Raw genomic sequence first — 25,852 nt, 5'->3', positions numbered from 1 at the left:
AGACAACCTGACTGGACGGGATACCGGCAAAAGAGGCAGAGAACGATAAACCGCGCCGCCGGATCACTTACTTCGTATTACACATGGGCATGCAAGCCACGCTGGCCGGCTCTCTTGAAATATCTGCCTCAGTACGCTGCTCCCACATATGCTGGCCCTAACAAAAAGAGCCCCGCATTTTCCGGCGAAAATGCGAGACTTCTCTCTCAACCTCCGATGACGATGACGACGTTGCCCTTCTTGCGCCCCGTGTCCACATAGCGGTGGGCTTCTGCGGTCTGCTCCAGCGGATACCGGCGGTCGATGACCGGCCGGAGCGCTCCCGTGTCGCAGAGTTCGCTAATGAAAGCAAGGTTCTCCTTGTTCTGCATCAGCCCCGCGGTGGCGAAAATCGCCTTCCGACCGCCGGATGCAGCCGTTCGCAGCATGTTGAACAGAATGGACGCCGACGGGACCGTGGACAAATAAATGCCTTTGGGCGTCAATGCGCGCTTGCATTGCCCGTAGGTGCGTTTGCCGACTGCATCGAAAATAACGTCATAGGTTTGACCGCTTGCGGTGAAATCCTCTTTGCCATAGTCGATGACCCGATCGGCCCCCATCGTCTTGACGAGTTCCGCATTGGCCGCGCTGCACACTCCCGTAACCTCTGCTCCGTAGTGCTTGGCAAGCTGCACGGCGTAGATACCGACCGCTCCGGACGCGCCGTTGATCAGCACCCGCTGCCCGCTGCGGACTTTCGCCTTGTCGCGCAGAAAGGTCAGCGCGGTCAGAGCGCCGTCGCATACGGCGACCGCCTCTTCGTAAGTGAGCCCAGCCGGCTTGACGATAAGCGGAGCCGCCTCCGGCAAGCACATGTACTCGGCATAAACGCCGAACGTCTTTGCGCTTAAGCCGAATACCTGGTCTCCCGCTTTGAACGAGGCCACGCCGGCTCCGACCGACTCGACCTCCCCAGCCAGCTCCGCGCCCAGAATCGAATATTTAGGCTTCCTGAAACCGTAGATGAATCGGATCAGGAGGGGATCGCTTTTGCGGAAAGCGCAGTCCGACGGCCCCACTGTACCCGCGCGTACTTTAATCCTCACTTCGTTGCTCTTGGGGACCGGCTTCTCTACCTCTTGCAGCCGGAGAACTTCCGGCGTTCCATACTTCGTGCACACGATCGCTTTCAATCCCAACACCCCCGGCATCGAATAACTGCAATCGATAGTAGTATACCTGTCGGCAAGGAAGTCCGTGTAGCTACTTAAGTATCGTTTTCGGCTTTTCCGCTACAGCAGCCCCAGCTCCCGCGCGCGGGCGACCGCTTCGGTGCGTCTCTGAACCTGCAGTTTGTCGAAAATGTTCCGGTTATGCCCTTTCACGCTGCTGAGCGCGAGAAACAGCCGTTCGCTGATCTCCTGATTCGAGAGCCCTTGCGCCACAAGGCGAAGCACCTCCAGCTCCCGCTCGCTTAACGGCTCGATCAACGGCTGAGCCTTCGGGATATCGGACGGGAACGCCGCAAGCAGCTTGGCGACATACCCCCGCTTGATCCCCCGCTTCTGCGCTTCGGACAGCAGTCGCTTCATCGCTTCTCCCTCGTCGACGAAAATCCGCACGAAGCCTCCCGGCTCAGCCATCGCGAGCGCGTCCCGAAGCAGGCTCATCGCCAGCTCTCCGTCTCCGGCGCCTGCCCGGGCAAGCGCCTCGACAACCGTCGCTCTCAGCCGCTCGTCTTCCCAGCCCAGCTCCTTCATCCGCAGTCGCAGCGGCTCCAGCAAAGCCGCTGCCGCCGGCCAGTCTCCCTGCGCCAAGCATACGCGAGCCTGCCACAGGGGAAGCTCGTGCGACCGTGCAGACTCGGCAGCCGCCTTCAAGTCCCCCTCCCTTAGCGACAGCTCCGCGCGAGCGGCCGCGATCTCGGACAGACGATGCGAGAAACCGTGCTGCCCCGCCAGCAGCTCCGCTTTGGCCAAAGCGGCCGAAGCGCCCGCCTCGTCGCCCTGAGCCAGTTTCAGTCGGAAGAGAAACAGCTCGCACGCCAATGCTCTGTCCGTGCTCTCCAGCAGGGGCGCGAATCGGGCGCTCGCTTGCCAATGCCGCCAAGCCGCATCGAGTTCGTTCCGCTGGTAGCCGATGCGGGCGAGACCGAGATGGGCTTCGCAGAAGGCTGGCAGCGGGGCGTCTCCGGCCTTCTGCAGCACGCCTCGATACGTAACCTCGGCCAATTCCAGCCGATTGGCCTCCTCCTGCACGCTGCCCAATCCGATCCCCGACATGACGGCGACAATGTAATGGCCGATCTTCTCGCTGACCGCGAGCGCTTCGGCGTAGGCCCGGCCGGACGCTGCGCGGTCTCCGAGCAATTGATATGCGTAACCTAACGCCCAGGTCGTGGCGGTGCGGACAGGCAAGTTATCGGGATGCAGATGGTCCAGAGCGCGCCGGGACTGTTCCATAATGACGTCCGCCTGGTGCATCGCGACGGCTATGGTTGCCCGAATGGAGGCGATGTGCCCGATCAAATCGCGGCCGCGATCGTCCGGTTCCGTCAGTTGCAGGGCGGCTTCGGCGCTCTGCAGCCTCGGCTCAACGTCCGCCAACCGGCCGACGAACAGCATCGCCGAAGCGTACATGACTCCAAGCCCCGGTCGGGCGCTTAGCTCCGGTTCCGGCAGCGATTTCAGCCAGTCCAGCACCGGGACCGCCGCGCCGCGGAACAGCAGAGGCATGCCCCTGCCTTCGATCAAGCGCTCGGCGCGATCGACGTCCCCGGCCGCCGCGGCATGACGGAAAGCTTCCAGCTCGAAGCCTTCTTCTTCGTACCAGACGCTCGCGCGGCCATGCAATTCCGCCTCGCCGCCGACCTGCCGAAGGCGCCGCTGCAGCAATTCGGCGAACAGATGATGATAGCGATACCACCGGCGCTCGTCATCCAGAGGAACGACGAACAAGTTGGCCTGCTCCAGCGACCGCAATACCGTCTGCCCGGCCGGCTCCCCCTCCTTTCTGCCGAGAACCGCGTCGCACAGCGAACCGCACATGCGCTCGAGAACGGAAGTGCCCAGCAGAAACTTCTGCACGTTTTCCGGCTGCCTCTGCAATACTTCTTCTATTAAGTAGTCTACGACGTGCGGATGGTTGCCCGTAAAATCCCGAACAAAACCGTCCGCGTCCTGACGTCCCCGCGCCGATATCGCAGCCAATTGCAGTGCGGCAATCCACCCCTCGGTGCGAGCCTCAAGCAGAGCGACGCTTTCCGGAGACAGATCGAGATCCATCGCCCGATTGAGAAACAGCGACGCCTCCGCATGGTTGAACCTTAGATCCGACACCCTCAGTTCCGTCAACTGGTCTCGTACGCGCAGCTTGGACAGCGGGAAGCTCGGATCTTTGCGGGTGGCGACGACCAGGTGCCATCCAGGGGGCAGATGTTCCAGCAGAAATAAGATCGCCTTGTGGATCGGCTCGGATTCGATCGCGTGATAATCGTCCAGAACGAGAATAAAAGGAGTGGCGAGAGCCGACATTTCGTTGATGAGCGGCGTCATGACCGCTTCGATCGGAGGCAGTTGGGGGGATTGCAGCACGCCAAGCACGCTTTCCCCTATATTCGGCGCAACCGTCCTTAAGGCCGCAACGAGATAGGCAAGAAAACGCGCCGGATCGTTGTCCCCCTCATCCAGAGACAGCCATGCAGCCGGCCGTCCGCAGCCGGCGAGCCACTGGCCGGCCAGCGTCGTCTTGCCGAAGCCGGCGGACGCGGAGATGAGCGTCAGCTTGCGGCTCAGCCCCGCGTCCAGCCGTTCGGTTAAACGCGGACGCCGAACCGCTTGCGACCGCGGAGAGGGAATATATAATTTCGTGGATAGAATAGGTATGGACATAGTTTTATTATAAAATCGGCCGCTTCAGGGCGTCAATCAATGCTTGGAGAGCAAGTAAAGAAAATACGGAGCGACCAGCACGGTGATGATGATGCCCGTCGGAACGTCCGCACCGAAGCTGACCGTTCTGCCGAGCGTATCCGCGAGCAAAATAATGATCGCGCCGACCAGTCCCGAGGCGGGCAGCATCGCTCGATGTCCCGAACCGACCAGCCTGCGGGCGATATGCGGACTGATCATGCCGACGAAGAAGAAGTTGCCGCCGAGCGCGACGCTGCCCGAGGAGAGCGCCACCGCCGCGAGCGACAGTCCGATAAACTCGCGCCTGATCGCTACGCCAAGCCCCGATGCGGCATTGTTGCCCAGGTTCAGCGTATCCAAAGTGCGTGATTTATAGAAGACATAGAGACCGATCGCCACGATCCACGGCAGCAGCACGGAAATGTACTTCCAATCGTCGCCCCACAGGCTTCCCGCCTGCCAGCGCAGCGCGAATTCGTACTGTTTCTCGTCCAGCTTCAGCGTAATCGCCAGCGTTAGCGCACCGTACCCGCTGCCTACGGCTACACCCGTCAAGATCAGACCGGTAGGCGAAATCTCCCTGCCTCGGCGGTAGGCCAACAGGAAGATCACCCCGGCCGCCGTGATGCCTCCGGCAAAAGCGAGCGCAGGCAAAATAAACGGCGCGAAGAAGCCTTTGACCGCAAAGAGCGTAACGTACAGCAGAACGAACAAGCCGGAGCCCGAGCTGATGCCGAGCGTCCCAGGGCTGGCCAAGTCGTTCTTCAGCAGCGTCTGCATAATCGCTCCCGCGACCGACATGCCGATGCCGACCAGGATGGCCAGCGTCATTCGAGGCAGGCGGAACTCGAACACGATCAGATTTTGCTTGTCCGTCCCTTGCCCCGTCAGCACGTTGAACACTTCCGCCGGGGTCAGATTCATTTTGCCGACGTTCATGCTCACCAGCGCGATCGCAAGCAGCAGTCCCGTCAAGAGCAGCAGTATGCCAAGCGACCGGGCCGCTCCGTATTTGACGGATTCGGTTCCGTTCAAGAGAACTCCCTCCTTTGCTTGCGCACAAGGTACAGGAAGTAAGGAACGCCGATCAGCGCGAACACGATTCCGAGCGGCGTTTCATGGGGACGATTCATCATTCTGCCGAACAGATCCGCGCCCATCAGGAAGATCGCTCCGTACAGAGCCGAAGCCGGAACGATGTGCCGGTAATTGACCCCGATCATATACCTGACGATATGAGGGATGATCAAACCTACGAAGCCGACCGGTCCGACCACAATCACGGACAGTCCCGTCAGCACGAGCACGATTACTGTGGCCGCTCCCATCACCCACTTGACGCGCAATCCGAGCCCGGCCGCCATTTCCTCGCCGAAGCTCAGTATCGTAATCGCCGGGGACAGCACGATCGCACCGATCATGCCCGCCGCGAACACCGGAGCAATGTACGCCAGCTCGATCCACTTGGCCCCTGCCGTGCCTCCGGCCGTCCAGTAATCGAGCGCTTGGCCGATGTTGTATTTGATCGCCAAATACGTGCTGAACGACCCGAACAGCATCGAGATCGAGATGCCGGCCAGCACCAGCCGCTGCGGAGTCATTCCCCGCTTGCCTACGTAGGCCAAGTAATACGTGATCCCGGTAGCGAACGCCGCCCCGAGACAGGAATACAGCATCGTCTCCGCATAGGTACGGCCGGGCAGGAAAACCATGCACAACGCGATCGCAAACGTTGCCCCCGAGCTGATGCCCATCAATCCGGAGTCGGCCAGCGGGTTGCGGGTCGTCCCCTGCATGATGGCGCCGCATACCGCCAGGCTGCTGCCGACGATCATATCCGCCACCGTGCGAGGAAACCGGAACGTATGAATAATTTGGTGCTCGGTAATGCCGGGATCGAAGCGGAACACCGCTCCCCATGCCAGCCGCAGGCTCATCTCGGCGGCCCCGAACGTAATCGAGGCGGCCGAGACGAGCACGAGCAGGACGAGGCCGATCAGCATGAAGAGATTAAAGTTCATGATGCCGTTCCGATCTTGAGCGCTTGCTTTTGCCATGATCAGCCTCTTCGGTTTACTTGGACAGCGCCAGCAGCTTGTCCATAATATGATCCAGTTGAGCGGTCATGCTCGCTACGTCGGAATAGTAGAACAGGCCGATATACTCTCCCGGAATGTCGACGATATGTCCGTCGCGCACGGCCGGAATGCTCTTCCAGATTTCCGTCTGCGCGAATTCGGAGTCCTTGCCCTCCGTCAGGAACCAGAGCACATAATCTCCGAAGTATTGCGCGGCGACTTCATAGGACAGCGAATCGCGGCCCTTGCCCGAGCTGTCGACGAGCTGCTGCAGCTTCTCCGGCTTGTTGAGTCCCAGATATTCGTACAGCAGCGTGCCTCCGCGCGAGCCCGTCTCGTACATGACGCCGTAGGAATCGCCGCCCCAGTCCTGAAGAACGCTGAACGTCTTATCTCGGAAAATATCCGACGTCAGCTTCTTCTTCGCTTCCGCCAGCTTGCTCTCGAACGTCTGGATCGCGGCTCTCGCTTCCGCCGTCCGGCCGGTCGCCTCACCGAGGAAAGCGAGCCGCTCCGTCGTCTTGACGTCGCCTTCGGGCACGACGATGACCGGGGCGATCTTGGACAGCTTATCGAAGTCTTGCGGATCGTAAGTAATGATCAGATCCGGATCGTACTTCAGCAGCTCCTCCGGCTCCCACTTCTCGATCGCCGGCACTCCCTCGAACTTGTCGAAGAACGGCATCGTCTTCTGCGCCCATCCGCTGTAGGCTGCCGGCTTAAGCCCGAGCGTGAACACGTCGCCTACATACCAGTTCACGATAATGCGCTGCGGATTCGCCGGCACTTCGACTTCCCCGAGCGCCGTCGACACTTTGCGCGTACCTCCAGATGCGGCCGCTTCCGCGCTTCCGCTCGGAGATGGCTCGGCTGCGGGGCTTGCTTGAGAGGCTTGAGGCGTATTGGAATTTGCCGGCGAGGCGCCGTTCGCGGAATTTCCCGAATTGCCGCAACCCGCCAACAAAACGAAGCTAGCCAGAATCATGCACAACATACTGCTAAACTTTCTGTTCATCGTAGACTCTCCCTTTTATGAAAATGATTCTCATTATCAATTACATGAACTATTCTAGTAAGTTTCCTTCGCTCTGTCAAACCGTAAATGCAAATCATCAAGAGAGCGTCAACATCGTGACGATGAACTTGGCGGGGAGACGGGGCGTTGATCGACCGCTATTGCGAAATAGCGGCCAAAGCAGACAGAGAAGCCACCCCCAAGCCGTCGCAACGGACTTGGGGATGGCCCCCGTCGATTAAATGCGGAATTTGCTTACCATGTCCTGCAGTTCCAGCGCCATGGAGGCGAGCTGCTGCTCGCTGGCGCTCGAAATGCTCTCGGCTCCGTAAGCCGTATCCATGGACGCCTTCTTGATCATCTCCGACGCGCGTACCAATTGCTCCGTGCTTGCGGACATCTGCTGCGAAGCCGCGGATACTTCCTGGATCTGTCCGGATACGTCCTGAACGGACGACCGGATTCTCTGGAACGACTCATCCGCGTCGTTCACGATGCTCATCCCCGCGGCGACCTCCCGCGTTCCCAGTTCGATGGAGTCCACCGCCTGCCGGGTTTCTCCTATGATCGAAGCGATCAATTGAGAGATTTTGTCCGCGGAATGCGCGGATTGCTCGGCGAGCTTGCGAACCTCCTGAGCCACTACGGCAAAGCCGCGCCCGTGCTCTCCCGCCCTGGACGCCTCGATCGCCGCATTGAGGGCGAGCAGGTTCGTCTGCGAAGCAATGCCCGTTATCTCTCCTACGATCTGCCCGATTTCCCGCGAACGGTTGCCCAAGCCTTGAACAACTTCCGACACTTGAACGATCGTGCGATGAATGACGTTCATCTGCCGGACCGCGCTGCCCAGAGACTCGCTGCCTTCGGCCGCCAATTCCGACGATTGCTGCGCGGAGGCCGCGACGTGATACGAATTGTTCGAGATTTGCCGCACGCCCTGCGAAAATTGCTCGATCGATTGCTCGCCTTCCGCGACATGCCGAACCTGCGTCTCCGCGCTTTCCGCGACGTCCTGCACCGAATGGGCGATATGCTCCGCCGCCTGGCTCGTCTGGTGCGAGCTGGCCGACAGCTGTTCCGAGGATGCGGCGAGCTGATCGACCGTCTGACGAACTCCCAAGATGACGGCGGACAGCGAATCGGCCATCTGATTAAATCTTGCTCCCAGCTTGCCCATCTCATCGTTGGATCGCAATTCGATCCGTTCCGTCAGATCGCCTTCGCTTATTTTATCCGCGGCCCGCATAATCGCCCGAATCGGCCCCAGCAAAGAGAGAATGATCAGAACGATAACGGCCGCTCCGGCCAGCAGGGAAATGGTCACCACCACGAACGTAGTCTGGAAGATCGGCTGAACCTCCCGCTTGATTTCGGATTGAAACATCGTGCCGGCAATTTTCCACCCCGTCAACTCGTGCGTGACGAACTTCGTCAGCGCCTCCTGTCCCCGGTCGCCATGCTCATATTGTCCCGACGCGCTTGCGTACAGAGGATCGTATAGTTCTCCTCCCGCTTGATCGCCGCTGCTTAGCGACGGGTGAGCGATCATTTTGCCCGACTGGTCCAATATATAGGCGAAGCCCTCCTTGCCTACTCTGTAGCTGTCCGTCAGCTCTCTCAGCTTGTTCAGACTCAGATCGAAGCCCACCACTCCGGATCCGTCCTCCAGCGCCTTGGCGATGGACACCACAATGCTGTGAGAGCCCGCGTCCTCGTAGGGGTCCGTAATGATCGGTTGACCTCCTGCGCTCATCGCCTCCTGATACCAATCCCGCTTTCTTGGATCGTAGCCCTCCGGGATCTGCGTGTCGGGAGCGGTTATGAATTCGCCGGACTCCGAACCGATGTAAGCCTGGAAAATCTCGGAGTGAAGCGCCTGATACTGCTCCAGCCGCTTTTTCGACTGCTGCAGCTCGTCGGGGTTCGCTTTCAGTTCTCTTGCAAAATAGCCGATTTGCTCGGTTTTCGGTTGGATCAACGACTCGATCGCATTGCTCAAGAAGCCGATAGTATTGTCCGCGCCGTGCAAAATTTCTTCCTTCACTTTGCCCTCCGCGCTCCGGTACGACAGCAGGCCGATCGTCAAGCTCGGCACCAGCAGCAAAATCGCAAAAGAGCCGATCAACTTGGTTTTGAACGTCGGGTTCAACCATTTCCTCATCATTTTTATCTTCCTTTGCGATAGGGTGTCGATTTCTTCCCCAGTATAGAAGAGCCGATTTAGGAAAGTTCGCGGCCAGCTATTAGAAAAGTATTGAAGAAACAAAAAACATCCTCCCGCCTCCATGCGAGAAGATGCTGTAGTTCCTAACACTTTCCTTGCAATTTGCTTTAAGTCGTCCGCATCGCCTCCTCCTTCTCCATATAGTCCATATGCTTGAACCCCCATCCGCACATTCCGCTCAGCACCGGACTTAACGATTTTCCGTGATCGGTTAAGTCGTATTCGACTTTTGGCGGAATTTCCTCGTACGCCCGACGAACGATAATCCCGTCCCTTTCGAGCTCGCGAAGCTGATTGGTCAGCATTCCTTGCGTGATGTTTGGCAGAAGGCGTTTCAATTCGCCGAATCTCTTCGTTCCCTCGTGCAGCAAAATAAACAAAATGAGCGGCTTCCACTTTCCCCCAACCACATGAAGAGTAGCCACGATTCCTTCCATTTTATTTGGATCACCCATGTTTACCGCTCCCGTAGCCGTTTGATTTGGATAGGCCAACCGTTGCGCCTACATCATTATAGTACCAGGATTTAAAAATTAAGATACTAGTACGATTTATCGTACCGGCGTCCGACCCAAGCGGCGCTCAAAGTACGGTTTAGGGGACTTAGTATGAAAAAACAGCGTACTTTTCAAATCGGACATCGTCCACAATAATGAGATTGTAAGTCGCGGCTTACGTAAAAGCGAGAAAGGAAGATGTTCATGAAAATTATGGTTATTGTCGCGCATCCCCAGCTGAATAACTCCCGCGCCAATCGCGCGTTCATGCTCGAACTAGGTAATCGCCCGGACATCCATGTCCGGGATCTGTATCAGGAATACCCGAATTGGGAGATCGACGTGGAAAAGGAACAACGGCTTCTCCTTCAATATGACCGGATCGTGCTTCAGTTCCCCTTGTTTTGGTACAGTTGCCCTCCTCTATTAAAAAAATGGTTCGACGACGTGTTTACGCACGGCTGGGCTTTCGGACCCGGAGGCGACAATTTGGAAGGCAAGGAGTTCATGATCACAACGACGGTCGGCGGCACGGAAAACCAATATCGCTCAGGCGGATTTAACAAGTTTACGATCAGCGAATTGTTAAGACCGCTGCAACGAACCATTGCCAGATGCAACGGCTCCTACCTGCCCGCATTCGTTGCCTACAATGCGAACGCAGGCTCGGACGCCTATCTTGACCGGGAGGCTGAAAAGTACGCGGAGCATATTCTAGCCCCGATGCTCGAGTTGGTCCAATGATCGCTCCTCCCCATGATCGGCTTCCGCCACTCCCCGACCACAGCCGATCATGGGGAGAGGTGACCCGTTGTCGGGTGTCGCCAAATCTTCTGGCTTACGCCGGAATCAAATGCCCAGATGCTCCCTCAGCGTCGAACCCGTATATTCGCTTCTGAACAGGCCCCGCTCCGCCAGCTGCGGCATCAGCCGTTCGAAGAACAGCTCCATCGACCTTTCCGATCCGCCCGGAAGCGCGATAAACCCGTCGATCGCCCCCGCTTCGAAGCGCTGCAAAATATCGTTCAGCACGTCCTCGACCGTACCGACCGATACCCAATGCGCCGATCCGACCACCTCGGGTCGTGCCAGCACCTCCGACACCGTCGGCTCGCTGCGGGCGATATACCCGCGCAGCAGCTCGGCATGCGTTCGGCTGCGGACCGGCTGATCCGGATCGGGAAGATCGGCGGCGGTCACGCGATCGCTCGGTGCACGCCCGCTTAGATCAAGACCCAGCACGGATCGGAGCGAAGCAAGCCTGCGTTCCGTGCTGAAATGCGCATTCGCGGTCTCGAATAACGTCTGGGCTTCCTCGCGGGTATCGGCCAAGAAAAAGTACAACCCGGGCAGAACCTTGACCGCGTCCGGATGACGTCCCTGTTGCTCCGCCCTCTTCCTTAAATCGCCTCGCAGCTCCACGCCCGACTCGAGATCCGGCATCGCCGCGAAAATCGCATCCGCTAACGAAGAAGCGAAATCCCGACCAATGTCCGATGCGCCCGCCTGGAACAGAGGCGGGGTTCCCGATGAATGGGCAGGCAGCGTGAGCGGGCCCTTGACGCTGAAATACTCGCCCGAATGCTCGATCGGACGCACCCGCTCCGGATCGGAAAACTGACCCGACTCGCGGTCGACCACTATCGCTTCGCGCGGGAAGCTGGCCCACAGCTTCCGCACGACGTCGGTGAACTCCCTTGCTCTCGCGTACCTCGCTTGCGGAGACGGCATTGGCGCATCGCCGAAATTGTCCGCGCCTTCGATCGAAGTGACAATGTTCCAGCCGGCGCGCCCGTTGCTGAGCCAGTGCAGAGACTGAAGCTGCCTGGCCGCGACATACGGCGGGTTAAACGTCGTGGACACCGTCGTCACCAATCCAATCCGCTCCGTCTCGCGGGCGATCGCCGCGAACAGGAGCGTAGGGTCGGGACTGCCGTAGTTGGCGGAATCGCCCAGCATTTGCGGACTCACGTAGAGATAATCGGCCCTGAACAAAAAATCGAGCTTGGCCTTCTCCGCCAGCTTGGCCAACTCGATGTAATACTCGATCGAATCCATCCGTTCCACGCCGCTATCCGGCTTGCGCCAGCCGTACCCTTTCATCCAAGTGGCCGATAAAGAAAATCCGATGCACAATTGCTTGTTCGCCTTCACTCGCAGCTACCTTCCCTCTACATCCGATTAATAACGATAATCATTATCATTTACTAGTTTACCAAGCTCGGCCCGATATGCAAGCCGCACCACGCCGAAAAGCCGAATCTCCTCAGCGGAGTCGGCTTTCCCAGAATGATAGCGAATATGAATGGTCCGGAACGAAATGGAGAACCGGCGATCTTATTTACCGATCCAGCTCGGCATCCGCAAGCCCCGTCGGGAACGGAGCCGGTTTCCGGCAAGTGCTCTGCATCGCATAATGAGCGTGATTCGCGGAAGAGTCAAGAATGCCGAACATCGCATCGAGCACGTGATAGGCCAAGTCGCCGCTCGCACGGTGTTCGCGTCCCGTCGCAATCGCCTGCGCCATGTCCGCGGCCCCGATGCCCCGCGCGTTCTCGGACTTGCCGTGCGTGAGCGGAATCTCCGACCATTCCTGTTCGCCCGCCCGCTTCAGCTTCACCGGCCCGTCGAACGTATTCGGGTCCGGCACCAGCAGCGTCCCCTTGCTTCCGTACAGCTCGATCCGCGGCAGCACGGAACCGCCATTGATATCGAAGCTTGTCAGCAGCGTCGCCATCGGACCGGAGGCAAAATCGAGCAAGCCCCCGATGTGCGTCGGCGTCTCGACTTTGATCTTCTTCCCGTACAGCTTCTCGCTTGTGGCGACCCGTTCCGGGAACGAGATTTTCGCCGAGCCGGTCACCCTCGCGATCGGGCCGAGCAGCGCGATCAGCGCGGTCAAATAATATGGCCCCATATCGAACAGCGGTCCGCCGCCGGGCTGGTAGAAGAAGTCGGGATTCGGGTGCCAGGCTTCCGGCCCGCTGCCCATCATGAATGCGGTTGCGCCGATCGGCGTTCCGATCTCGCCGTCTTCGATCAGCTTAATGCACGTCTGGATGCCGCCGCCCAGGAAAGTATCCGGCGCGCCGCCGACTCGCAAGCCTTTGCTGCGCGCAGCTTCAAGAACGCGAAGTCCTTCCTCCCGCGTAGCGGCCAGCGGTTTCTCCGTGTAGACGTGCTTTCCCGCTTCCAGCGCCTGCAGCGCGACGGGCGCATGCGCTTGAGGGATCGTCAGGTTGATCACCATCTGAATGTCCGGGTCCGCGAGCAGTTCGTCCACCGAACCGCCGCGAACGCCGTATTGTTGTCCGACGGCTTTGGCCCGTTCCACGTCCAGGTCCGCGCATGCCACGACTTCCATCGACTCGAAGCGTTTCCCGTTGTTGAAGTAAATCCCGCTTATGTTGCCCGTACCGATGATGCCGACCTTTAATTTAGCCATGTCGAGCCCCCTCGCCTTCCTCAATCTTGTCTATAAGCCGAACCAAATTCGAATAGCTCGTCTTGACGCATTCCAGCGGATCGGTCTTGCAGCTATCCTGCTCCACGACGTACCATTCGACGCCCGAAGCTTCCCCCCAGCGAAGAATCGCTTCGAAATCGATCGTCCCCGTGCCGATCTCGGCGAAAGCCTGCTCCTCGTCGTCCGTCATATCCTTCAAGTGCAGAATCGGTACGCGGCCGGCATACGGAGCGAGGAACCCGACCGGATCGCGGCCGCCCTTCTTCAGCCAATAGACGTCTGGTTCCGCCAGAAGGATATTGTCCGCCTCCGGCGCGATCAGATACGACAGCGCGTCCTTCCCGTCCACCGTCGTGTCGAATTCGAAGGCGTGGTTATGATAGCTGATCCGCAATCCCTCGCTGCGCAGACGATCCGCGAGTTCGTTGAACCGAAGCTTGAGCGTCCGGTATCCCGCTTCGTCCCGGGAGTCCCCGCCTATTCCCGCGCACACGATGTCGGGCGTTCCGAAATATTTCGCTTCCGCAATCGCCCGCTCCGGCTCGTTCAGCAGCTGATCCCCGCCGTAATGCAGGCCGGACACGCGAAGCCCCGTCTCCTCCAGCACCGATCTGAGCAAAGCTTGATCGTATCCGTGGAACCCGGCGAACTGGACGGCGCTGTAACCGATTCGCGACAGCTCGCGAAGCACCCCCGGAAAGTCGGCCGCGCATTGCTCACGGAGCGTGTACAACTGAACGGATATTTTATTCCTCACGCCTCTTTCCTCCCCCATAGTATTCTCGCCATCAGATTAACCTCATTAAGCCGCCCGTTGAATAGCCGATTTGATGACTATTGACTTATTTGGCAAAATGTTATTTCGTAATAGGTGAGAAAATGCCGCTCGAATCCACTTGGCGCAGGAGGTAGACGAATTGGCGCAGCATTCGGTCAGATTGCACTCTGCCGGCTATTCCGTTCACCGCAAGCCTTTCCGCAGTCTGGAGAAAGGAGTTCCCTCCTATCTGCTCGTCAGGCTGCAGGTCAAGGGAAGCTGCCAGGCGACCATTAACGGCAAGCTGCTGGAAGTCGAAGCAGGCGATTTAATCGTCTCGAAGCCGGGAGAGAGCTATCAATTGTTCATAGACGCCGATCCCGAGCGAGAGAGCGCGGATTATTATTTTTTCTGCGATGGAGAATGGGTCTCGCATTGGCTTGAACGGTGCGGCTTTCCCGACAAAGCTCTGATCGAAATGAGCGACGATACTCTGTTTCTGTGGAAAAGATTGATCGAGGAGAAGCGGAACCTACATGAGGACAATTCGGAACTAGTAGAACACCTGCTTAAAGCGCTATGTCTGACGCTTGAGCGGGCGGTGCGCCAGCAGACGGCGAACGCCAACCGGTCCGAGAAGTTTCTGCCCTACCGCATCAAGCGGTATATCGAGCAGCATGCGACGGATCAACTGGCCCTTGGGGAAATCGCCGAACGCTTCGGCGTCAGCGTCTCCACGGCCGTCCATCTGTTCAAGCGGACGTTTGCCCAATCCATGATCCGCTACGCGGTGGACGTACGCCTGTCCATCGCGGCCGAACGCATTCTTCACACTGACTTGCCGCTAGAAGAAATATCCGACGCTTGCGGATTTCACAGCTATCCTTATTTTTGCCGCGCCTTCCGTTCCCGCTACCAGCTTCCCCCCCAGCCAATATCGGACGCGCTTTCGCGCACTGTGACGCCAACCGGGGCAAGGCCGCGAGAGCACTTGAGGGTGGGTGGACTCGGCGACAGTACCGGAAGTACAAGGATTCGGCGAGCGGTTGTCGAATTATGACATATGGACACTAGCGTATCTTTCTTCAGCAAATACAGAAATTTGTTGTTATGCATATTGTTGTTTGGTCTGCTGCTCGGTCTGCGATGGGCATGGTCCGAGGTGCTGTTCCCGGTGGACCGGAGCATGCAGAGTGAGAGCGGAGTGCTCGATCTGCGCGGACTGGATTGGGAGAAAAATGGACCGTTGATGCTGAACGGGGAATGGGAATGGTATCCGGGGCAATTGTTGTCCCACGAGGAGCTTCAATCGGAGGCTTTGCCGCGGCAAACCGCTTCTGTTCCCGGCAGCTGGAGGACACCGTCCGGCCTGGAACAGGAGGAAGCAGACAGCGCCTACGGATACGGCACATACCGGCTGCGGCTTCTTATCGATCCGATGAAGCGGCCTGCTGCCTTCTCCATCAGCAGCGTCAAAAGCTCCTCCGAAGCCGAAATAAACGGCGAGACGGTTGGGGGCTCCGGGACGGTAACGGCCGAGCGGGAAACCTACAAACCCAATAACGTATCCTATACGGCGGCCTACTTTAAATCGAATATCACCGAGATTGAATTGCTGCTGCGCGTGGCCAATTACGATTCGCCGACGTCGGGCGGGCTTGTGCGTCCCGTGCTGTTTGGGCTGCAGTCGGACATAGAGTCGAACAGAACCTATTCGATCGATTTCCAACTGATGACGTTGCTGATCATGCTGCTGCACGGCCTGTACGCAAGCATCGTCTATGCGTATAAGCCGCAAAACCGCTCGCTTCTGATCAGCGCTCTTATCTATGTGTCGGTTGGCATTGTTGTAGCCTGCGGCCACGACAAGGTGTTAACGATGTGGATACCGCTCAATTACTCCTGGAGCATTAAAATACGGGTACTGGCAGTGATGCTGCAAAATTATTCGGTTCTGCTCATGTATCGAAAGTTCGCCGGCATTCAGAGAGGCGGCATCGGACTCCAGGCTTACACAGCCATCCTGCTGATCCTCGGCCTGGGCACCTTGTTCCTGCCGATATCGACGGTAAACCGGATGCTGGATTCCAGCGTTTATTTATTTGTCTTTCTGATCCCGCTTGTTTGGTTTGCAGGGGTGGTGGGAAAACTCGTATTCGGCAAAACGGACGATAAGGATATCCATTTTATTCTGATTTCCGCCGTGTGCATTATGTGCAATTTGATAGGGGCCAACCAGCTCGGATATGTGCAAGCGTCGAGCGTTTATTATCCGCTTGACCTCATTATCGCCGTTACCTCGTTCTCCGTGTACTGGTTCAAAAAATACATCCGGAACTCGGATGAAGTGGAGCGGTTGTACGAGCAGTTGAAGGTGGCCGACCGGATGAAGGATCAATTTCTGGCGAACACTTCGCATGAACTGAGAACGCCCCTGCACGGCATCATGAACTTGTCGAACAGCGTGTACGCGCGGGAGTTGAACAAGCTGGAGGATGACAGCCGGCAAGCTTTGGAACTGGTCGGAACGGTAAGCCGGCGCATGTCCAGACTCCTCGACGACTTGCTGGATCTGGCACAACTTCGCGAGCACCGCATTGTGCTCAATCCCGGTCCGCTCAATCTTCACGCCGTCGTGCCGGGCGTTGCCGGCATGCTCAACTACATGGCCGAGAGCAAACCCGTTCGGCTTCGCCTTGCGTTGGATAGCTCGTTGCCTCCCGTATGGGCGGACGAGAAAAGGTTTGTGCAGATTCTCTATAACCTGCTGCACAATGCGTTCAAATTTACCGAAGAAGGAGAAATCTCGGTTGCGGCGGAGCTGCGAAGCGGGCAGGTCGAGATCCGGATAGCGGACACAGGGGTCGGCATGGACCAAGAGACGTTGTCCAGCCTGTTCGTCCCTTACGCGCAAGGGACGAACAACAGAAGCGACGGCAGGGGCCTCGGCCTTGGCTTGAGCATTTGCAAGCAGTTGGTGGAATTGCACGGAAGCGACCTCAGCGTTCAATCGGAGCCGGGGCGCGGCTCAACGTTTCTGTTCCGACTGCCTGCAGCGGACGCAATGGCGGAGACGGCGGCAGCCAGGGCAACGCACGAAGCGAATGCGCCGGAAGAAGCGGCAGCGGTCATGCCGATTGCCGAGGCCGAATACCGCTTCTTGGGCGATGCCGCCGGTGAAGCAAGCGCACGGTTCGCGTTGCCGGATTGGCTCCATTCGCCGGGCAGCCCGATCCGCGTCCTGATTGTCGACGACGATCCGGTTAATCTGAACGTGCTCGCAGGCATTCTGTCAACAGAGCCGTATAGCGTCACCAAGGCGTTGTCGGGCCATGAGGCACTGAAGCGACTGGAGGAAGGCGATTGGGACTTGCTGGTTGCGGATGTGATGATGCCGGGCATGTCGGGATACGAGCTGACGGAGAAGGTCCGGGAGCGCCGTTCCGTCTCCGAGCTGCCGGTGCTGCTGTTGACGGCGCGCGGCCAACTGGCGGACAGGTATACCGGCTTTCTGGTTGGGGCCAACGACTATGTGACCAAGCCTGCGGATGCGACGGAGCTGAAATACCGCATCCGTTCGCTCATTGCATTGAAACGGTCGCTGTCGGAGCGGCTTCGAATGGAAGCGGCCTATCTGCAAGCGCAGATCAAGCCTCATTTCCTGTTTAATACGATCAATTCCCTGATTGTCCTCGGCGAGATGGATACGGAGAAAATGCGCAAATTCGGCGAAGCCTTCACCTCCTTTCTGCGAATCAGCTTCGATTATTCGAATACGGGCGCAACGGTGGATCTGAAGCATGAGCTGGAGCTTGTGCGCGCTTACTTGTACATCGAGCAGGAGCGGTTCGGGGATAAGCTGTCGGTCGTTCAGGAGATCGAACCGGACATTCGCTTGTCTCTCCCGCCGCTATCGATTCAGCCGCTGGTAGAGAATGCCGTCCGGCACGGACTTTTGAAGAAGGCAAGAGGCGGTATGCTGCGGCTGAAAGTGGAGCGTACGGCTAGCGGCGTACTCGTCGAAGTCCAGGACGACGGTATCGGGATGCCGTTCGACCTGGTTGAACGGCTGCTGAACCGATCCGATCCGTCGCGCCCCGGAATCGGTATTGCCAATACGAACCGCCGTCTGATCCAGCTGTACGGCCGGGGTCTGTCCATCAAGAGCGTGCCGGGAGAAGGAACCGTCGTTTCCTTTATCATTCCGCATCAGCCGGGAGCGCTGCAGCGTCCGAACGAATCGTCATGACGCCTGCGCTCCCGCCTGACCTACAGCGGCAAGCGCACCGTAAACGTAGTGCCCTTGCCGACGACGCTGTCCGCATGGATCGTGCCACGGCCGGCTTTCACAATATTGTGAGCGATCGAGAGTCCCAGGCCGTGTCCGCCGGATTGCCGCGTCCTCGACTGATCCTGGCGGTAGAAGCGATCGAAGATGCGGGGAAGCGCTTCGGGCGCGATGCCGATTCCGCTGTCCTTGACCTCGACGGTCATCATCCGTTCCCCTTTTACCGTCCTATCGGCCAGCCTGACTTGTACGACTCCGTTTTCCGATGAATATTTCACAGCGTTATCGACAAGCAGAATAAGCAGCTGCGCGAATTTCTCTTCGTCCCACTCCACAATGAAGTCGGCCGGAGCGTCCAGCTCGATGGCGATGCGCTTGTTGTCTCCCAACGGACGGAGGCGATCGACGACGTTCTCTGCCGCCAAGCCGGCATGAAATGGCGAGCGGTTCAGCTCAAGCTCTCCGGAATCGGAGCGAGCAAGCTGCAGTAAATCGCCCGTCAGATTCGTAATCGATCGGACTTCCTGTTTCATGCCCGATAGGAGGTTATGGGCGAGAGGGATGTCTGCGGCGCTCTCTTCCAGCTCCAGTTGGAGCGCTTCAATCGAGGTTAGAAGCACGCTAAGCGGCGTTCTTAGCTCGTGCGAAGCGTCCGCTGCAAATTCCTTCTGTCTCGCGTAGGAGCGAGCGATCGGGACCATCGCTTTGCGAGACATCCAATAACTGAACCATACAGCCAATAAAAAGAACAGAAGCGCCATTCCGACCAGCAGAATGAGCAGCCAGCGGAACAAATTGTATTGGAACGTCACTTCTTTCCCGATATATAACACGCTGCTCCGATCCCCGTTAAACGCCAATTCGCGGGCCGTAACCAAAAATTGCGCATCGCGGGCCGACGCGCCGCTGAAAGTCTGCAGCGATATTCGGGTATAATCGTCCCGCACGAATTGTCCTTGCGAGATCGCCTGCATCGCTTGCTCGCGCAGTTGGGACTGAATTTCGCCGCCCAGCTGGACATGCCCGCCATCGCCGATCAAATAATAGAACGACTGATCGTTGCTGATCGAGAAAGCATCCTCTACCTCGCGAGGGGGCGGACGGGTCGAATCGCCCCCTTGCTCGCTCCACTGCTTCAGCGCTTGAAATTCGCTGTCGGCGATTGCGCCCAGAGCGGATCGCTGCTCGCTCCAAATTACCCCGTACAGCAGCGCATACACGGCGATAATGAACAGGCTCAGAAATAAAATGAGCATGCCGCTGTATTGAAGCGTCAGCTTGTTGCGCGTCATGGCGAACAGGTCGACGTTCGCTGCCGGCCTTCGGATTCCCCATTTAAGCTTCAACTCGATACCCAACGCCTCTCACGCTCATAATGAGTTCCTTCGAAGAAGATGACCCGAGCTTCTTGCGAATCAATTTGACGGTCGCATCGATCGTCTTCAAATTCACATCGGCGTCGATCCCCCATACTTTGTCCAATATCACTTCCCGCGCCAACGTAAGCCCTTTATTCTGTACGAGCAGGTCCAATATTTGAAACTCGCGGGGAGACAGTTTCATTTCTTCACCGCCGCTCTTGACGATCTGGTTGTTTCTGTGCAGCTCCAGATCGCCGATGCGGATAACGTCCTCTTGAAGCGGGACGAACGTTCTGCGCGTCAATGCCCGCAGCCGGGCGAGCAGTTCCTCAATCTCGAACGGCTTCACCAAATAATCGTCGGCCCCCGCATCGAGACCTTCAACGCGATCCTGCAACGTGTCTTTTGCAGTCAGCATCAGAATCGCCCCGGCATACCCGTTCTGGCGCAGCTTCGCGCAGATATCGCGGCCATTCCCATCCGGCATCATCCAATCGAGGACGACCACATCGTAGCTGGAAGCGGTCGCATAATCGTAAGCGTCGCGGCCCGTCGTCACCCAGTCCACCGTGCAGCCGGCTTTCTTCTTGATCATGTGCGCGGTCAACTCGCCTAACCGGACATCGTCTTCTGCCAGCAATATTTTCAAGGCGGTTCCCCCCTTTCCGAATCATTCTACTAAAAAAAAGTATATTCGATAGGACTCGCGCTTTCACTATATTTTCACCAAATCCAGGTAACATCGGGATCAAGCAAGAACAAACCTACGATGGAAAGGAAGAGAATGAACATGAAGAAGACGGTAAAGTGGATGGCGGCTATATTGGCGGCAGCGGTAATCATCGGCGGGGGGACTGCGCTTGATCGTTCCAATCACACGATGGCGGCTCCTTCCGGACAGAACGATTGCGGTTCGGGAGGCACGGGCAAAACGCCGCCTCCGCCAAGCGGGGACGACAGGAAGAGCAATCAAGATCAGCCTCGCCCGCCTAAAGGATCCGGAGCGGGAGCAGGCGCCCCCGCCAACGCCCCTTCGTCCAGCAACTTGACCACGGTCACTACAACCGAGGACGGCACCGTTTCCGTCACTGTCTCAGGGGGTTACGAGACCGACCCGCAAGATCATGGCCGGCCCGTCGTTCTCATCGCTGCCGCTCTCGGGGTTCCGACCGAAGTATTCCGCGAAGCGTTCAGCGGCGTAACGCCAGCCGAACTGAGCAGCGGCGGTCCGACCGCTCAGGAGGCGCAAAGCAACAAAGCGGCGCTGTTGAAGGTGCTGGCTCCTTACGGCATTACCAACGACAGATTGGACGAAGTATCCGACTACTATCGGTATAACGGACAGCACTCGCAAACCTGGAAGATCGTCCCGGCAACCGCAGCCGCGATCGTGGAAAATGGCATCGTAACGGGAATCTCCATCACGAACCCCGGCTCCGGCTATTCTTCGGCGCCTACGATAACGATTAAAAGCCCGAACGGCACGACGACAGCACAGGCGACGGTTTCCTACTCCAAAGACTTTGCGAAAAACGGCAGCCTCTCCTCCATTACGCTTCAATAGCCTTTTGGAATTGGACGGAGGACTATGGGAAAACAGTAGAAATAGCGGGCCGAGAGGCGATAGAGCGATGCGGAGGTCATATACAATGGAAAAAAAGTTTTTAGGGAAAGCGCTAATCGGAAAACAAGTGGCCCAAGACATTATGGATAAAAAAGGAATGCTTCTGATGAAATCGGGGACGGTGTTGACGGAGTCGAAAGTGGCATTGCTGCAAAAATATCATATCGTTCAAGTGTTCGTAAAAGAGTGATTCGAGCAGGCGGGGGCGTCTAGCCCCCATCTCTCACTTGGTGCAGATCTTCGTGACCTGCTCAGAAATCACTTCGCTTGCTTTCAGTAATCCTCTAAGAGGATTGGGTTGCCGCGGAATGATGCGCCGATTTTGCTTTCGGTTTGAACGTAAGCCCGAAGAAAGCCCACAGTGCCAGCAAGCTTGTCGTCAACAGAATAATTCCCATCGGTACCGCGGAGTTCTCCCCGGCAACCCCGACGAGCGGAGACGTGAACGCTCCCAGCACGAAAGGCAGCAGGCCAAGAAGCGCCGCCGCGCTTCCCGCTCTCTTGCTCTGCGACTCCATCGCCAGAACGAAAGATGCCGTCGACGTCATGCCGATCGACGCGACAAAGAAGAACAGCGGGATAACCAAAGCGATTAACGGACCGTGGAACAAAATGACCATCAAGGCCGAGAAGCTCGCCGTACAGGACAGCAGCAAGCCGAGGATCACGAATTTGCGCTCCGAGAACACTCCGCTGAAGCGTCCGACGACCTGGGAACCGATGATCAAGCTGATTCCGTTGGAGGCGAATAACAGCGCGAACAGCTGCGGCGAGGCTCCGTAGATATTCTGATAGACGAAAGGAGTTCCCGACACGTAAGCGAATACGCCCCCGATCATGATGCCCTGCGCAAGCGCGTAACCGAGAAACAACCGGTCTTTAAGCAGGGCCTGAATGCCGGAGAGCAGCTCGCCGAAGTTCGCGGATACCCGATTCTCGACGGGCAGCGTCTCTTTCAAGTTCTTCGTTGCCATGAGCACGAGCAGCAAACCGACCGCGCTCAGTACGAGAAACACGCCGGTCCACTTCGTAAAAGAAATCACGCCGCTGCCGGCCATCGGCGCAATCATCGGAAACAGATTATTGACAAGCATGAGCAGCGAGAAAAATTTCGTCAGTTCCGGTCCGCTGTACACATCCCGGACAACCGCCCTGGAGATGACGATTCCCGCGGAAGCGGCGAACCCTTGAATAAAGCGTGCGGCTATAAACCAATAGATATTCGGGGAAACCGCGCAGACGAATGAAGCTGCAAGATAGATCGTCAGCGAAACGATAATCGGCTTGCGTCTTCCATGAACGTCGCTTAAAGGCCCCATAATGATCTGGCCTAATCCTAAGCCGATGAGACAAGCGGTCAAACTTAGCTGAACGAGGGAAGCTTGCGTGCCGTAGTCGGCGGCAATCTGCGGGAAGGACGGCAAATACATATCGATCGTAAGCGGACCGAGCGCCGAAAAGGCGCCCAGCAGCAATACCAATCTTAAGCGATCATAACTTTTTATTGCGGACATCTTATCGTTTTCTCCTAACCTGTCTCGGAATCTCGTGATGATTTATGCAAAAAGCTCTTGAACTGTCGCAAGGACAAGTTCAAGAGCTTGTTCATTGTAAGGTGGTGCGGTCGAGAGGACTCGAACCTCCACGGGGGGTTAGCCCACACGGACCTGAACCGTGCGCGTCTGCCAATTCCGCCACGACCGCATAATGTTGTGAGCTTCGCGCATGATCGTCTGCACCGGTGAGGCTTGAAGTAACAGTCGCTTGTCGAAATCACGTATATTAAAATAGCATAGATTTCCGACCGAAGTCAAGCCGACTTAACAAAGTTCTAATTTTCAGTTAATATTGCCCAACCTCCGTTCAGAACGAAGGAGATACGCTGGCTTCCGGAAGCTCGGGCAACTCGTCGTCCTGGCCGAACTCCGTATCCTCGAACGCATTGAATTGAAGATGCCTCAGCGGGTCGGAATCCGCATGCGAGATTTCATCCGGCAGCGGGGACGCTCCGACTTCCGCGTCCCGCAGCGCGTTCTGCACCCACGACGCACCGTTCGCCAGCACTTGCCCGCTCGCGGCCGCGGCGGCGACCTGAACCGTCTCCATAAGCTGCTCGTCGCTCGCGCCCAGCGCCTTCGCTTCCTGCGCATAAAAGTATGTATGGGCTTCGTTATTGGCGAAGAGCGCGGCGCCCAGGCCGATCAATTGCTTCGTTCTGGCGTCCAGCGCTCCGTCCTCGAACCGTTGAGCCGTTGTCTTCATGCTGACCCCTCCGTTATCGGAATTCGTTCCGCAGCAACGAACGCGCGCGCTGCTGCTTCTCAGCATTCCTCCGGACGGCAGACTTCATTCAAGGGACCACTTGCGCTCCTCGCTTGCGAGCTGGATCGGGTAATTCCGCTTCGCTTTGACGACTCTCCGGTTCGGCCTCCGGATCAGCACGTATTCGTCGTCCCAAGCGACGACGATGCCTATGACATCGTTCTGCTCCAGCGCGTCGCGGACAAGGCGGATCTTCGTCCCTTCCACGCGCAGCTTGTCCAACTGTTCATCGTTCAACATCGCATTTATCCTCCTTTGTCCTCTCACGCAGAAAAACCCGCAGGACGAGGCGTCGAGCGGGTTTCCCGGTATGATCGCCGGCTTGCGTTACCCGACGTGTTCTTTCGAATCGTTCGTTTCGTACCAATAGTCGAGCACTTTGCTGGACATGACTCTTCCCTGCACATATTCCGCTTGGTGGGGCGCGAAGCTTTCCGTCCACGGAAGCTCCAGTTCCTCGCACAGCTTCACGATCGTGAGCAATTCCGACCACGCGACATACCGTTTGTACCAGAAAAATTGCGGATGTTCGATCATGTAAGGGTACAGGTCGTCGAACTCTGTATGCTTGCAATCGAGCGCGCGCTCGAAATGAGTTTTAGCCTCTTCCAACTTATTCAGGAAGAAGTCGACCGGCAAATTGACTTGATTCGAGTTGACCATTGCAGTTCGCCTCCCCATCTGCAGAATAATCCTATTATACGTTATTGCAGCCAAGATCGGAAGGACGGATGCCGCCCGATTTGCTAATCTTCGAACGTAATCGTATTGTCCTCGAGGGATTGGATTCTCACAAGCGTCTCCACACGGAATCCGAGCTCCCGCAGCGCCTTGCCGCCCGCTTGGAACGATTTCTCCAGCACGATGCCGATTCCGTTCAGCTTCGCTCCGGATTGTTCGATGATTTTGATCAGTCCGCGCGCCGCGTCGCCGTTGGCGATAATATCGTCGATAAAAAGAACCGAGTCTTCCTTGCTCAGCAGGTGACGGGATACGATCAGATCCGTGACGATGCCTTTCGTGAACGAAGGAACTCGCTCGCAGTAGGCGTCGGGCTCTCCGAGCAGCGTCTTCTTCCTGCGCGCGAACACGAGCGGCACGCCTAGCTGAAGCGCGGTCGCGAACGCGACGGGAATGCCGGAGGACTCCACCGTTATCACTTTCGTAATCGGTTCGCCGGCAAACCTGGAGGCGAATTCCTTGCCCATCTCCATCGTCAATTGCGGATCGACGCTATGGTTAAGCAGAGAATCCAACTTCAACACCCCTGCATTTATGACGCTTGCTTCCTTCAAAATTCTTTCCTTGAGAATATCCATCGTCTTCCCCGCCACCCGTTGTCTTTTCCGTTTAACGTAACATATCCTCTTCCCCCGCGCAACACCGGATTGCGGTTTTTTCCGGGAGGACGGACAGAAATCCTCCCCGCGAAAAACCGCGACTAAAGTCCCGACAATCTTTGACTCTATGCGACAATAGCAGGAAAATGAAAAATAATTTGAAATACACGAAACTTTTCCAGCTTATGTCATGTCTTATATAGATGAAGGGAAGTCCAGGGAGGGATGAAGCATGACGATCGATATGCCTGTATTCATGCGAATTTGGAGCGTATTGCTTCTATCCGCAAGCTTGGTCTCATGCAGCTCGTCCTCTACGGATACTTCGCCGACCTCTTCGGCTTCTCCTTCCGCATCGGCTCCGACGGACGTTAAAGTTCCGCTTCGGGAGTCGCAGCCGTCCGAGCCCGCAACAGGGCAATCGCCGGCAACCAAGGAAGAGCTTTCTTCCGGCGAAGCGCCTTCGACAGGGCCAAGCGAACCGCCGGAACCCTCCGAGCCCTCCGTCGAAGCTTCGACGGTCCAGCCCTCTCTCCCGCCGGAAGGCGGGACGTCGGAGAATCCCGGCAAGCACCGTTTTCTAGCGAAGTCTCCTTCGCTCGCCCATCTTAAGCTGGGATACACGGATAAGGAAGTCGTCAAGCGCTACGGCCTGCCCGAGGAAACCTATCCTCTGCCCGGTGACGAGGAAACGATCGAAATATGGGAATACGACGGCCTCTCCGTCGGACTGAACGAACAGGATAAAGTCGTCTATATCGAGATCAGTTCCAAGAAAGTAGACACGGGCATCGAGAATCTCGATTACGGCATGAATGGCTCGCAAGCCGCGGAACTGCTCGGCCTTCCCGGGGACGGACAGATGAACGTCCTGTCGCTGGAAGTAACGGGAGGCTGGCTGAAGATCGATCTGGATCCCGATACGCAAAAGGTTCTTTCCCTCAAGCTGCTCGATCTCTAAAACTATTAAACTCTAACCGGGATGTC

General features: G+C 57.4%; 23 protein-coding genes and 1 tRNA gene. 6 read left to right on the top strand and 18 right to left on the bottom strand.

Annotated elements, in window-relative coordinates:
- Positions 1-206: 206 nt before the first annotated feature.
- The 7 genes from B0G52_RS15750 to B0G52_RS15720 all read right to left on the bottom strand — a co-directional run bounded on the left by B0G52_RS15750 (position 207) and on the right by B0G52_RS15720 (position 9,665).
- Complete coding sequence (locus B0G52_RS15750) at positions 207-1,175, bottom strand: NAD(P)-dependent alcohol dehydrogenase (RefSeq protein ID WP_094045933.1); 969 nt, start codon at positions 1,173-1,175, stop codon at positions 207-209.
- Positions 1,176-1,274: 99 nt separating this feature from the next.
- The gene (locus B0G52_RS15745; protein ID WP_094045931.1) at positions 1,275-3,872 is read right to left on the bottom strand and encodes a winged helix-turn-helix domain-containing protein; all 2,598 of its coding nucleotides are present in this window, start codon (positions 3,870-3,872) and stop codon (positions 1,275-1,277) included.
- Positions 3,873-3,908: 36 nt separating this feature from the next.
- Positions 3,909-4,928, bottom strand: a complete 1,020-nt coding sequence (locus B0G52_RS15740) for a FecCD family ABC transporter permease (RefSeq protein WP_233162698.1) — start codon at positions 4,926-4,928, stop codon at positions 3,909-3,911.
- Positions 4,925-5,914 carry a FecCD family ABC transporter permease gene (locus tag B0G52_RS15735; RefSeq protein WP_369827072.1) on the bottom strand — a complete coding sequence of 330 codons (990 nt, stop codon included), beginning with the start codon at positions 5,912-5,914 and terminating at the stop codon, positions 4,925-4,927. The genes B0G52_RS15740 and B0G52_RS15735 overlap by 4 nt, the downstream gene beginning before the upstream one ends.
- A gap of 52 nt (positions 5,915-5,966) precedes the next feature.
- Positions 5,967-6,986: an ABC transporter substrate-binding protein gene (locus B0G52_RS15730; protein ID WP_094045927.1), complete on the bottom strand. Its 1,020-nt coding sequence runs from the start codon at positions 6,984-6,986 to the stop codon at positions 5,967-5,969.
- Between the two features lie 238 nt (positions 6,987-7,224).
- Positions 7,225-9,147 (bottom strand): methyl-accepting chemotaxis protein, encoded by a 1,923-nt coding sequence (locus B0G52_RS15725; protein WP_158223725.1) that lies wholly within the window; start codon positions 9,145-9,147, stop codon positions 7,225-7,227.
- Between the two features lie 170 nt (positions 9,148-9,317).
- Complete coding sequence (locus tag B0G52_RS15720; RefSeq protein WP_094045923.1) at positions 9,318-9,665, bottom strand: winged helix-turn-helix transcriptional regulator; 348 nt, start codon at positions 9,663-9,665, stop codon at positions 9,318-9,320.
- 246 nt (positions 9,666-9,911) lie between these two features.
- Here B0G52_RS15720 and B0G52_RS15715 point away from each other — a divergent pair, with 246 nt between their 5' ends.
- Entirely contained in the window at positions 9,912-10,451 is a 540-nt protein-coding gene (locus tag B0G52_RS15715; RefSeq protein WP_094045921.1) for an NAD(P)H-dependent oxidoreductase, read from the top strand.
- 105 nt (positions 10,452-10,556) lie between these two features.
- On the opposite strand, the gene B0G52_RS15710 is transcribed toward B0G52_RS15715, so the two are convergent.
- From B0G52_RS15710 to B0G52_RS15700, 3 genes are all read right to left on the bottom strand, one after another.
- The gene (locus B0G52_RS15710) at positions 10,557-11,861 is read right to left on the bottom strand and encodes an NtaA/DmoA family FMN-dependent monooxygenase (protein ID WP_094045919.1); all 1,305 of its coding nucleotides are present in this window, start codon (positions 11,859-11,861) and stop codon (positions 10,557-10,559) included.
- Positions 11,862-12,048: 187 nt separating this feature from the next.
- A complete protein-coding gene (locus B0G52_RS15705) occupies positions 12,049-13,152 on the bottom strand; it encodes a Gfo/Idh/MocA family protein (RefSeq protein WP_094045917.1) in 1,104 nt (367 codons plus the stop codon).
- Positions 13,145-13,930, bottom strand: a complete 786-nt coding sequence (locus B0G52_RS15700; RefSeq protein WP_094045915.1) for a sugar phosphate isomerase/epimerase family protein — start codon at positions 13,928-13,930, stop codon at positions 13,145-13,147. Before B0G52_RS15700 ends, B0G52_RS15705 begins: the two co-directional genes overlap by 8 nt.
- A gap of 160 nt (positions 13,931-14,090) precedes the next feature.
- On the opposite strand from B0G52_RS15700, the gene B0G52_RS15695 reads away from it, so the two are divergent.
- Positions 14,091-14,990, top strand: a complete 900-nt coding sequence (locus tag B0G52_RS15695) for a helix-turn-helix transcriptional regulator (RefSeq protein ID WP_094045913.1) — start codon at positions 14,091-14,093, stop codon at positions 14,988-14,990.
- Positions 14,991-15,116: 126 nt separating this feature from the next.
- Positions 15,117-18,179, top strand: a complete 3,063-nt coding sequence (locus tag B0G52_RS15690; protein WP_233162696.1) for an ATP-binding response regulator — start codon at positions 15,117-15,119, stop codon at positions 18,177-18,179.
- Positions 18,180-18,199: 20 nt separating this feature from the next.
- Here the strand turns inward: B0G52_RS15690 and B0G52_RS15685 are convergent, their stop codons facing one another.
- Both B0G52_RS15685 and B0G52_RS15680 read right to left on the bottom strand, forming a co-directional pair.
- Positions 18,200-19,564: a sensor histidine kinase gene (locus B0G52_RS15685; RefSeq protein ID WP_094045909.1), complete on the bottom strand. Its 1,365-nt coding sequence runs from the start codon at positions 19,562-19,564 to the stop codon at positions 18,200-18,202.
- Positions 19,554-20,228, bottom strand: coding sequence for a response regulator transcription factor (locus B0G52_RS15680; RefSeq protein WP_094045907.1), 675 nt, complete (start codon positions 20,226-20,228; stop codon positions 19,554-19,556). The genes B0G52_RS15685 and B0G52_RS15680 overlap by 11 nt, the downstream gene beginning before the upstream one ends.
- Before the next feature lie 141 nt (positions 20,229-20,369).
- Here B0G52_RS15680 and B0G52_RS15675 point away from each other — a divergent pair, with 141 nt between their 5' ends.
- Both B0G52_RS15675 and B0G52_RS35605 read left to right on the top strand, forming a co-directional pair.
- Positions 20,370-21,143, top strand: coding sequence for a hypothetical protein (locus B0G52_RS15675; RefSeq protein WP_094045905.1), 774 nt, complete (start codon positions 20,370-20,372; stop codon positions 21,141-21,143).
- An 85-nt stretch (positions 21,144-21,228) separates the two neighbouring features.
- Positions 21,229-21,393, top strand: coding sequence for a hypothetical protein (locus B0G52_RS35605; RefSeq protein WP_158223724.1), 165 nt, complete (start codon positions 21,229-21,231; stop codon positions 21,391-21,393).
- Positions 21,394-21,487: 94 nt separating this feature from the next.
- On the opposite strand, the gene B0G52_RS15670 is transcribed toward B0G52_RS35605, so the two are convergent.
- The 6 genes from B0G52_RS15670 to B0G52_RS15645 form a co-directional block, all read right to left on the bottom strand.
- Entirely contained in the window at positions 21,488-22,717 is a 1,230-nt protein-coding gene (locus tag B0G52_RS15670; protein ID WP_094045903.1) for a multidrug effflux MFS transporter, read from the bottom strand.
- Positions 22,718-22,819: 102 nt separating this feature from the next.
- A tRNA-Leu gene (locus B0G52_RS15665) sits at positions 22,820-22,907 on the bottom strand.
- Between the two features lie 159 nt (positions 22,908-23,066).
- The gene (locus tag B0G52_RS15660) at positions 23,067-23,465 is read right to left on the bottom strand and encodes a carboxymuconolactone decarboxylase family protein (protein WP_233162694.1); all 399 of its coding nucleotides are present in this window, start codon (positions 23,463-23,465) and stop codon (positions 23,067-23,069) included.
- Positions 23,466-23,549: 84 nt separating this feature from the next.
- Positions 23,550-23,765, bottom strand: coding sequence for a hypothetical protein (locus tag B0G52_RS15655; RefSeq protein ID WP_094045899.1), 216 nt, complete (start codon positions 23,763-23,765; stop codon positions 23,550-23,552).
- Positions 23,766-23,852: 87 nt separating this feature from the next.
- Positions 23,853-24,188: a hypothetical protein gene (locus B0G52_RS15650; protein ID WP_094045897.1), complete on the bottom strand. Its 336-nt coding sequence runs from the start codon at positions 24,186-24,188 to the stop codon at positions 23,853-23,855.
- An 83-nt stretch (positions 24,189-24,271) separates the two neighbouring features.
- Positions 24,272-24,844: a xanthine phosphoribosyltransferase gene (locus B0G52_RS15645; protein WP_094046026.1), complete on the bottom strand. Its 573-nt coding sequence runs from the start codon at positions 24,842-24,844 to the stop codon at positions 24,272-24,274.
- 253 nt (positions 24,845-25,097) lie between these two features.
- On the opposite strand from B0G52_RS15645, the gene B0G52_RS15640 reads away from it, so the two are divergent.
- Positions 25,098-25,826 (top strand): hypothetical protein, encoded by a 729-nt coding sequence (locus B0G52_RS15640; protein WP_094045895.1) that lies wholly within the window; start codon positions 25,098-25,100, stop codon positions 25,824-25,826.
- Positions 25,827-25,852: the final 26 nt, after the last annotated feature.

The sequence above is a fragment of the Cohnella sp. SGD-V74 genome, assembly GCF_003001675.1.
Taxonomy (GTDB): domain Bacteria; phylum Bacillota; class Bacilli; order Paenibacillales; family Paenibacillaceae; genus Cohnella.
The sequence above is the reverse complement of the archived record's forward strand: the minus strand, read 5'-3'. Positions and strand labels throughout refer to the sequence as shown.

Bases quoted from the DNA above. Each gene is read 5' to 3' on its own strand.
- B0G52_RS15720 (WP_094045923.1), bottom strand. From the start codon at position 9,665: ATGGGTGATCCAAATAAAATGGAAGGAATCGTGGCTACTCTTCATGTG.
- B0G52_RS35605 (WP_158223724.1), top strand. From the start codon at position 21,229: ATGGAAAAAAAGTTTTTAGGGAAAGCGCTAATCGGAAAACAAGTGGCC.
- B0G52_RS15705 (WP_094045917.1), bottom strand. From the start codon at position 13,152: ATGGCTAAATTAAAGGTCGGCATCATCGGTACGGGCAACATAAGCGGG.
- B0G52_RS15725 (WP_158223725.1), bottom strand. From the start codon at position 9,147: ATGAGGAAATGGTTGAACCCGACGTTCAAAACCAAGTTGATCGGCTCT.
- B0G52_RS15675 (WP_094045905.1), top strand. From the start codon at position 20,370: ATGAAGAAGACGGTAAAGTGGATGGCGGCTATATTGGCGGCAGCGGTA.
- B0G52_RS15745 (WP_094045931.1), bottom strand. From the start codon at position 3,872: ATGTCCATACCTATTCTATCCACGAAATTATATATTCCCTCTCCGCGG.
- B0G52_RS15715 (WP_094045921.1), top strand. From the start codon at position 9,912: ATGAAAATTATGGTTATTGTCGCGCATCCCCAGCTGAATAACTCCCGC.
- B0G52_RS15735 (WP_369827072.1), bottom strand. From the start codon at position 5,914: ATGAACTTTAATCTCTTCATGCTGATCGGCCTCGTCCTGCTCGTGCTC.
- B0G52_RS15660 (WP_233162694.1), bottom strand. From the start codon at position 23,465: ATGAAGACAACGGCTCAACGGTTCGAGGACGGAGCGCTGGACGCCAGA.
- B0G52_RS15655 (WP_094045899.1), bottom strand. From the start codon at position 23,765: ATGTTGAACGATGAACAGTTGGACAAGCTGCGCGTGGAAGGGACGAAG.
- B0G52_RS15670 (WP_094045903.1), bottom strand. From the start codon at position 22,717: ATGTCCGCAATAAAAAGTTATGATCGCTTAAGATTGGTATTGCTGCTG.
- B0G52_RS15650 (WP_094045897.1), bottom strand. From the start codon at position 24,188: ATGGTCAACTCGAATCAAGTCAATTTGCCGGTCGACTTCTTCCTGAAT.
- B0G52_RS15640 (WP_094045895.1), top strand. From the start codon at position 25,098: ATGACGATCGATATGCCTGTATTCATGCGAATTTGGAGCGTATTGCTT.
- B0G52_RS15690 (WP_233162696.1), top strand. From the start codon at position 15,117: ATGCAGAGTGAGAGCGGAGTGCTCGATCTGCGCGGACTGGATTGGGAG.
- B0G52_RS15730 (WP_094045927.1), bottom strand. From the start codon at position 6,986: ATGAACAGAAAGTTTAGCAGTATGTTGTGCATGATTCTGGCTAGCTTC.
- B0G52_RS15645 (WP_094046026.1), bottom strand. From the start codon at position 24,844: ATGGATATTCTCAAGGAAAGAATTTTGAAGGAAGCAAGCGTCATAAAT.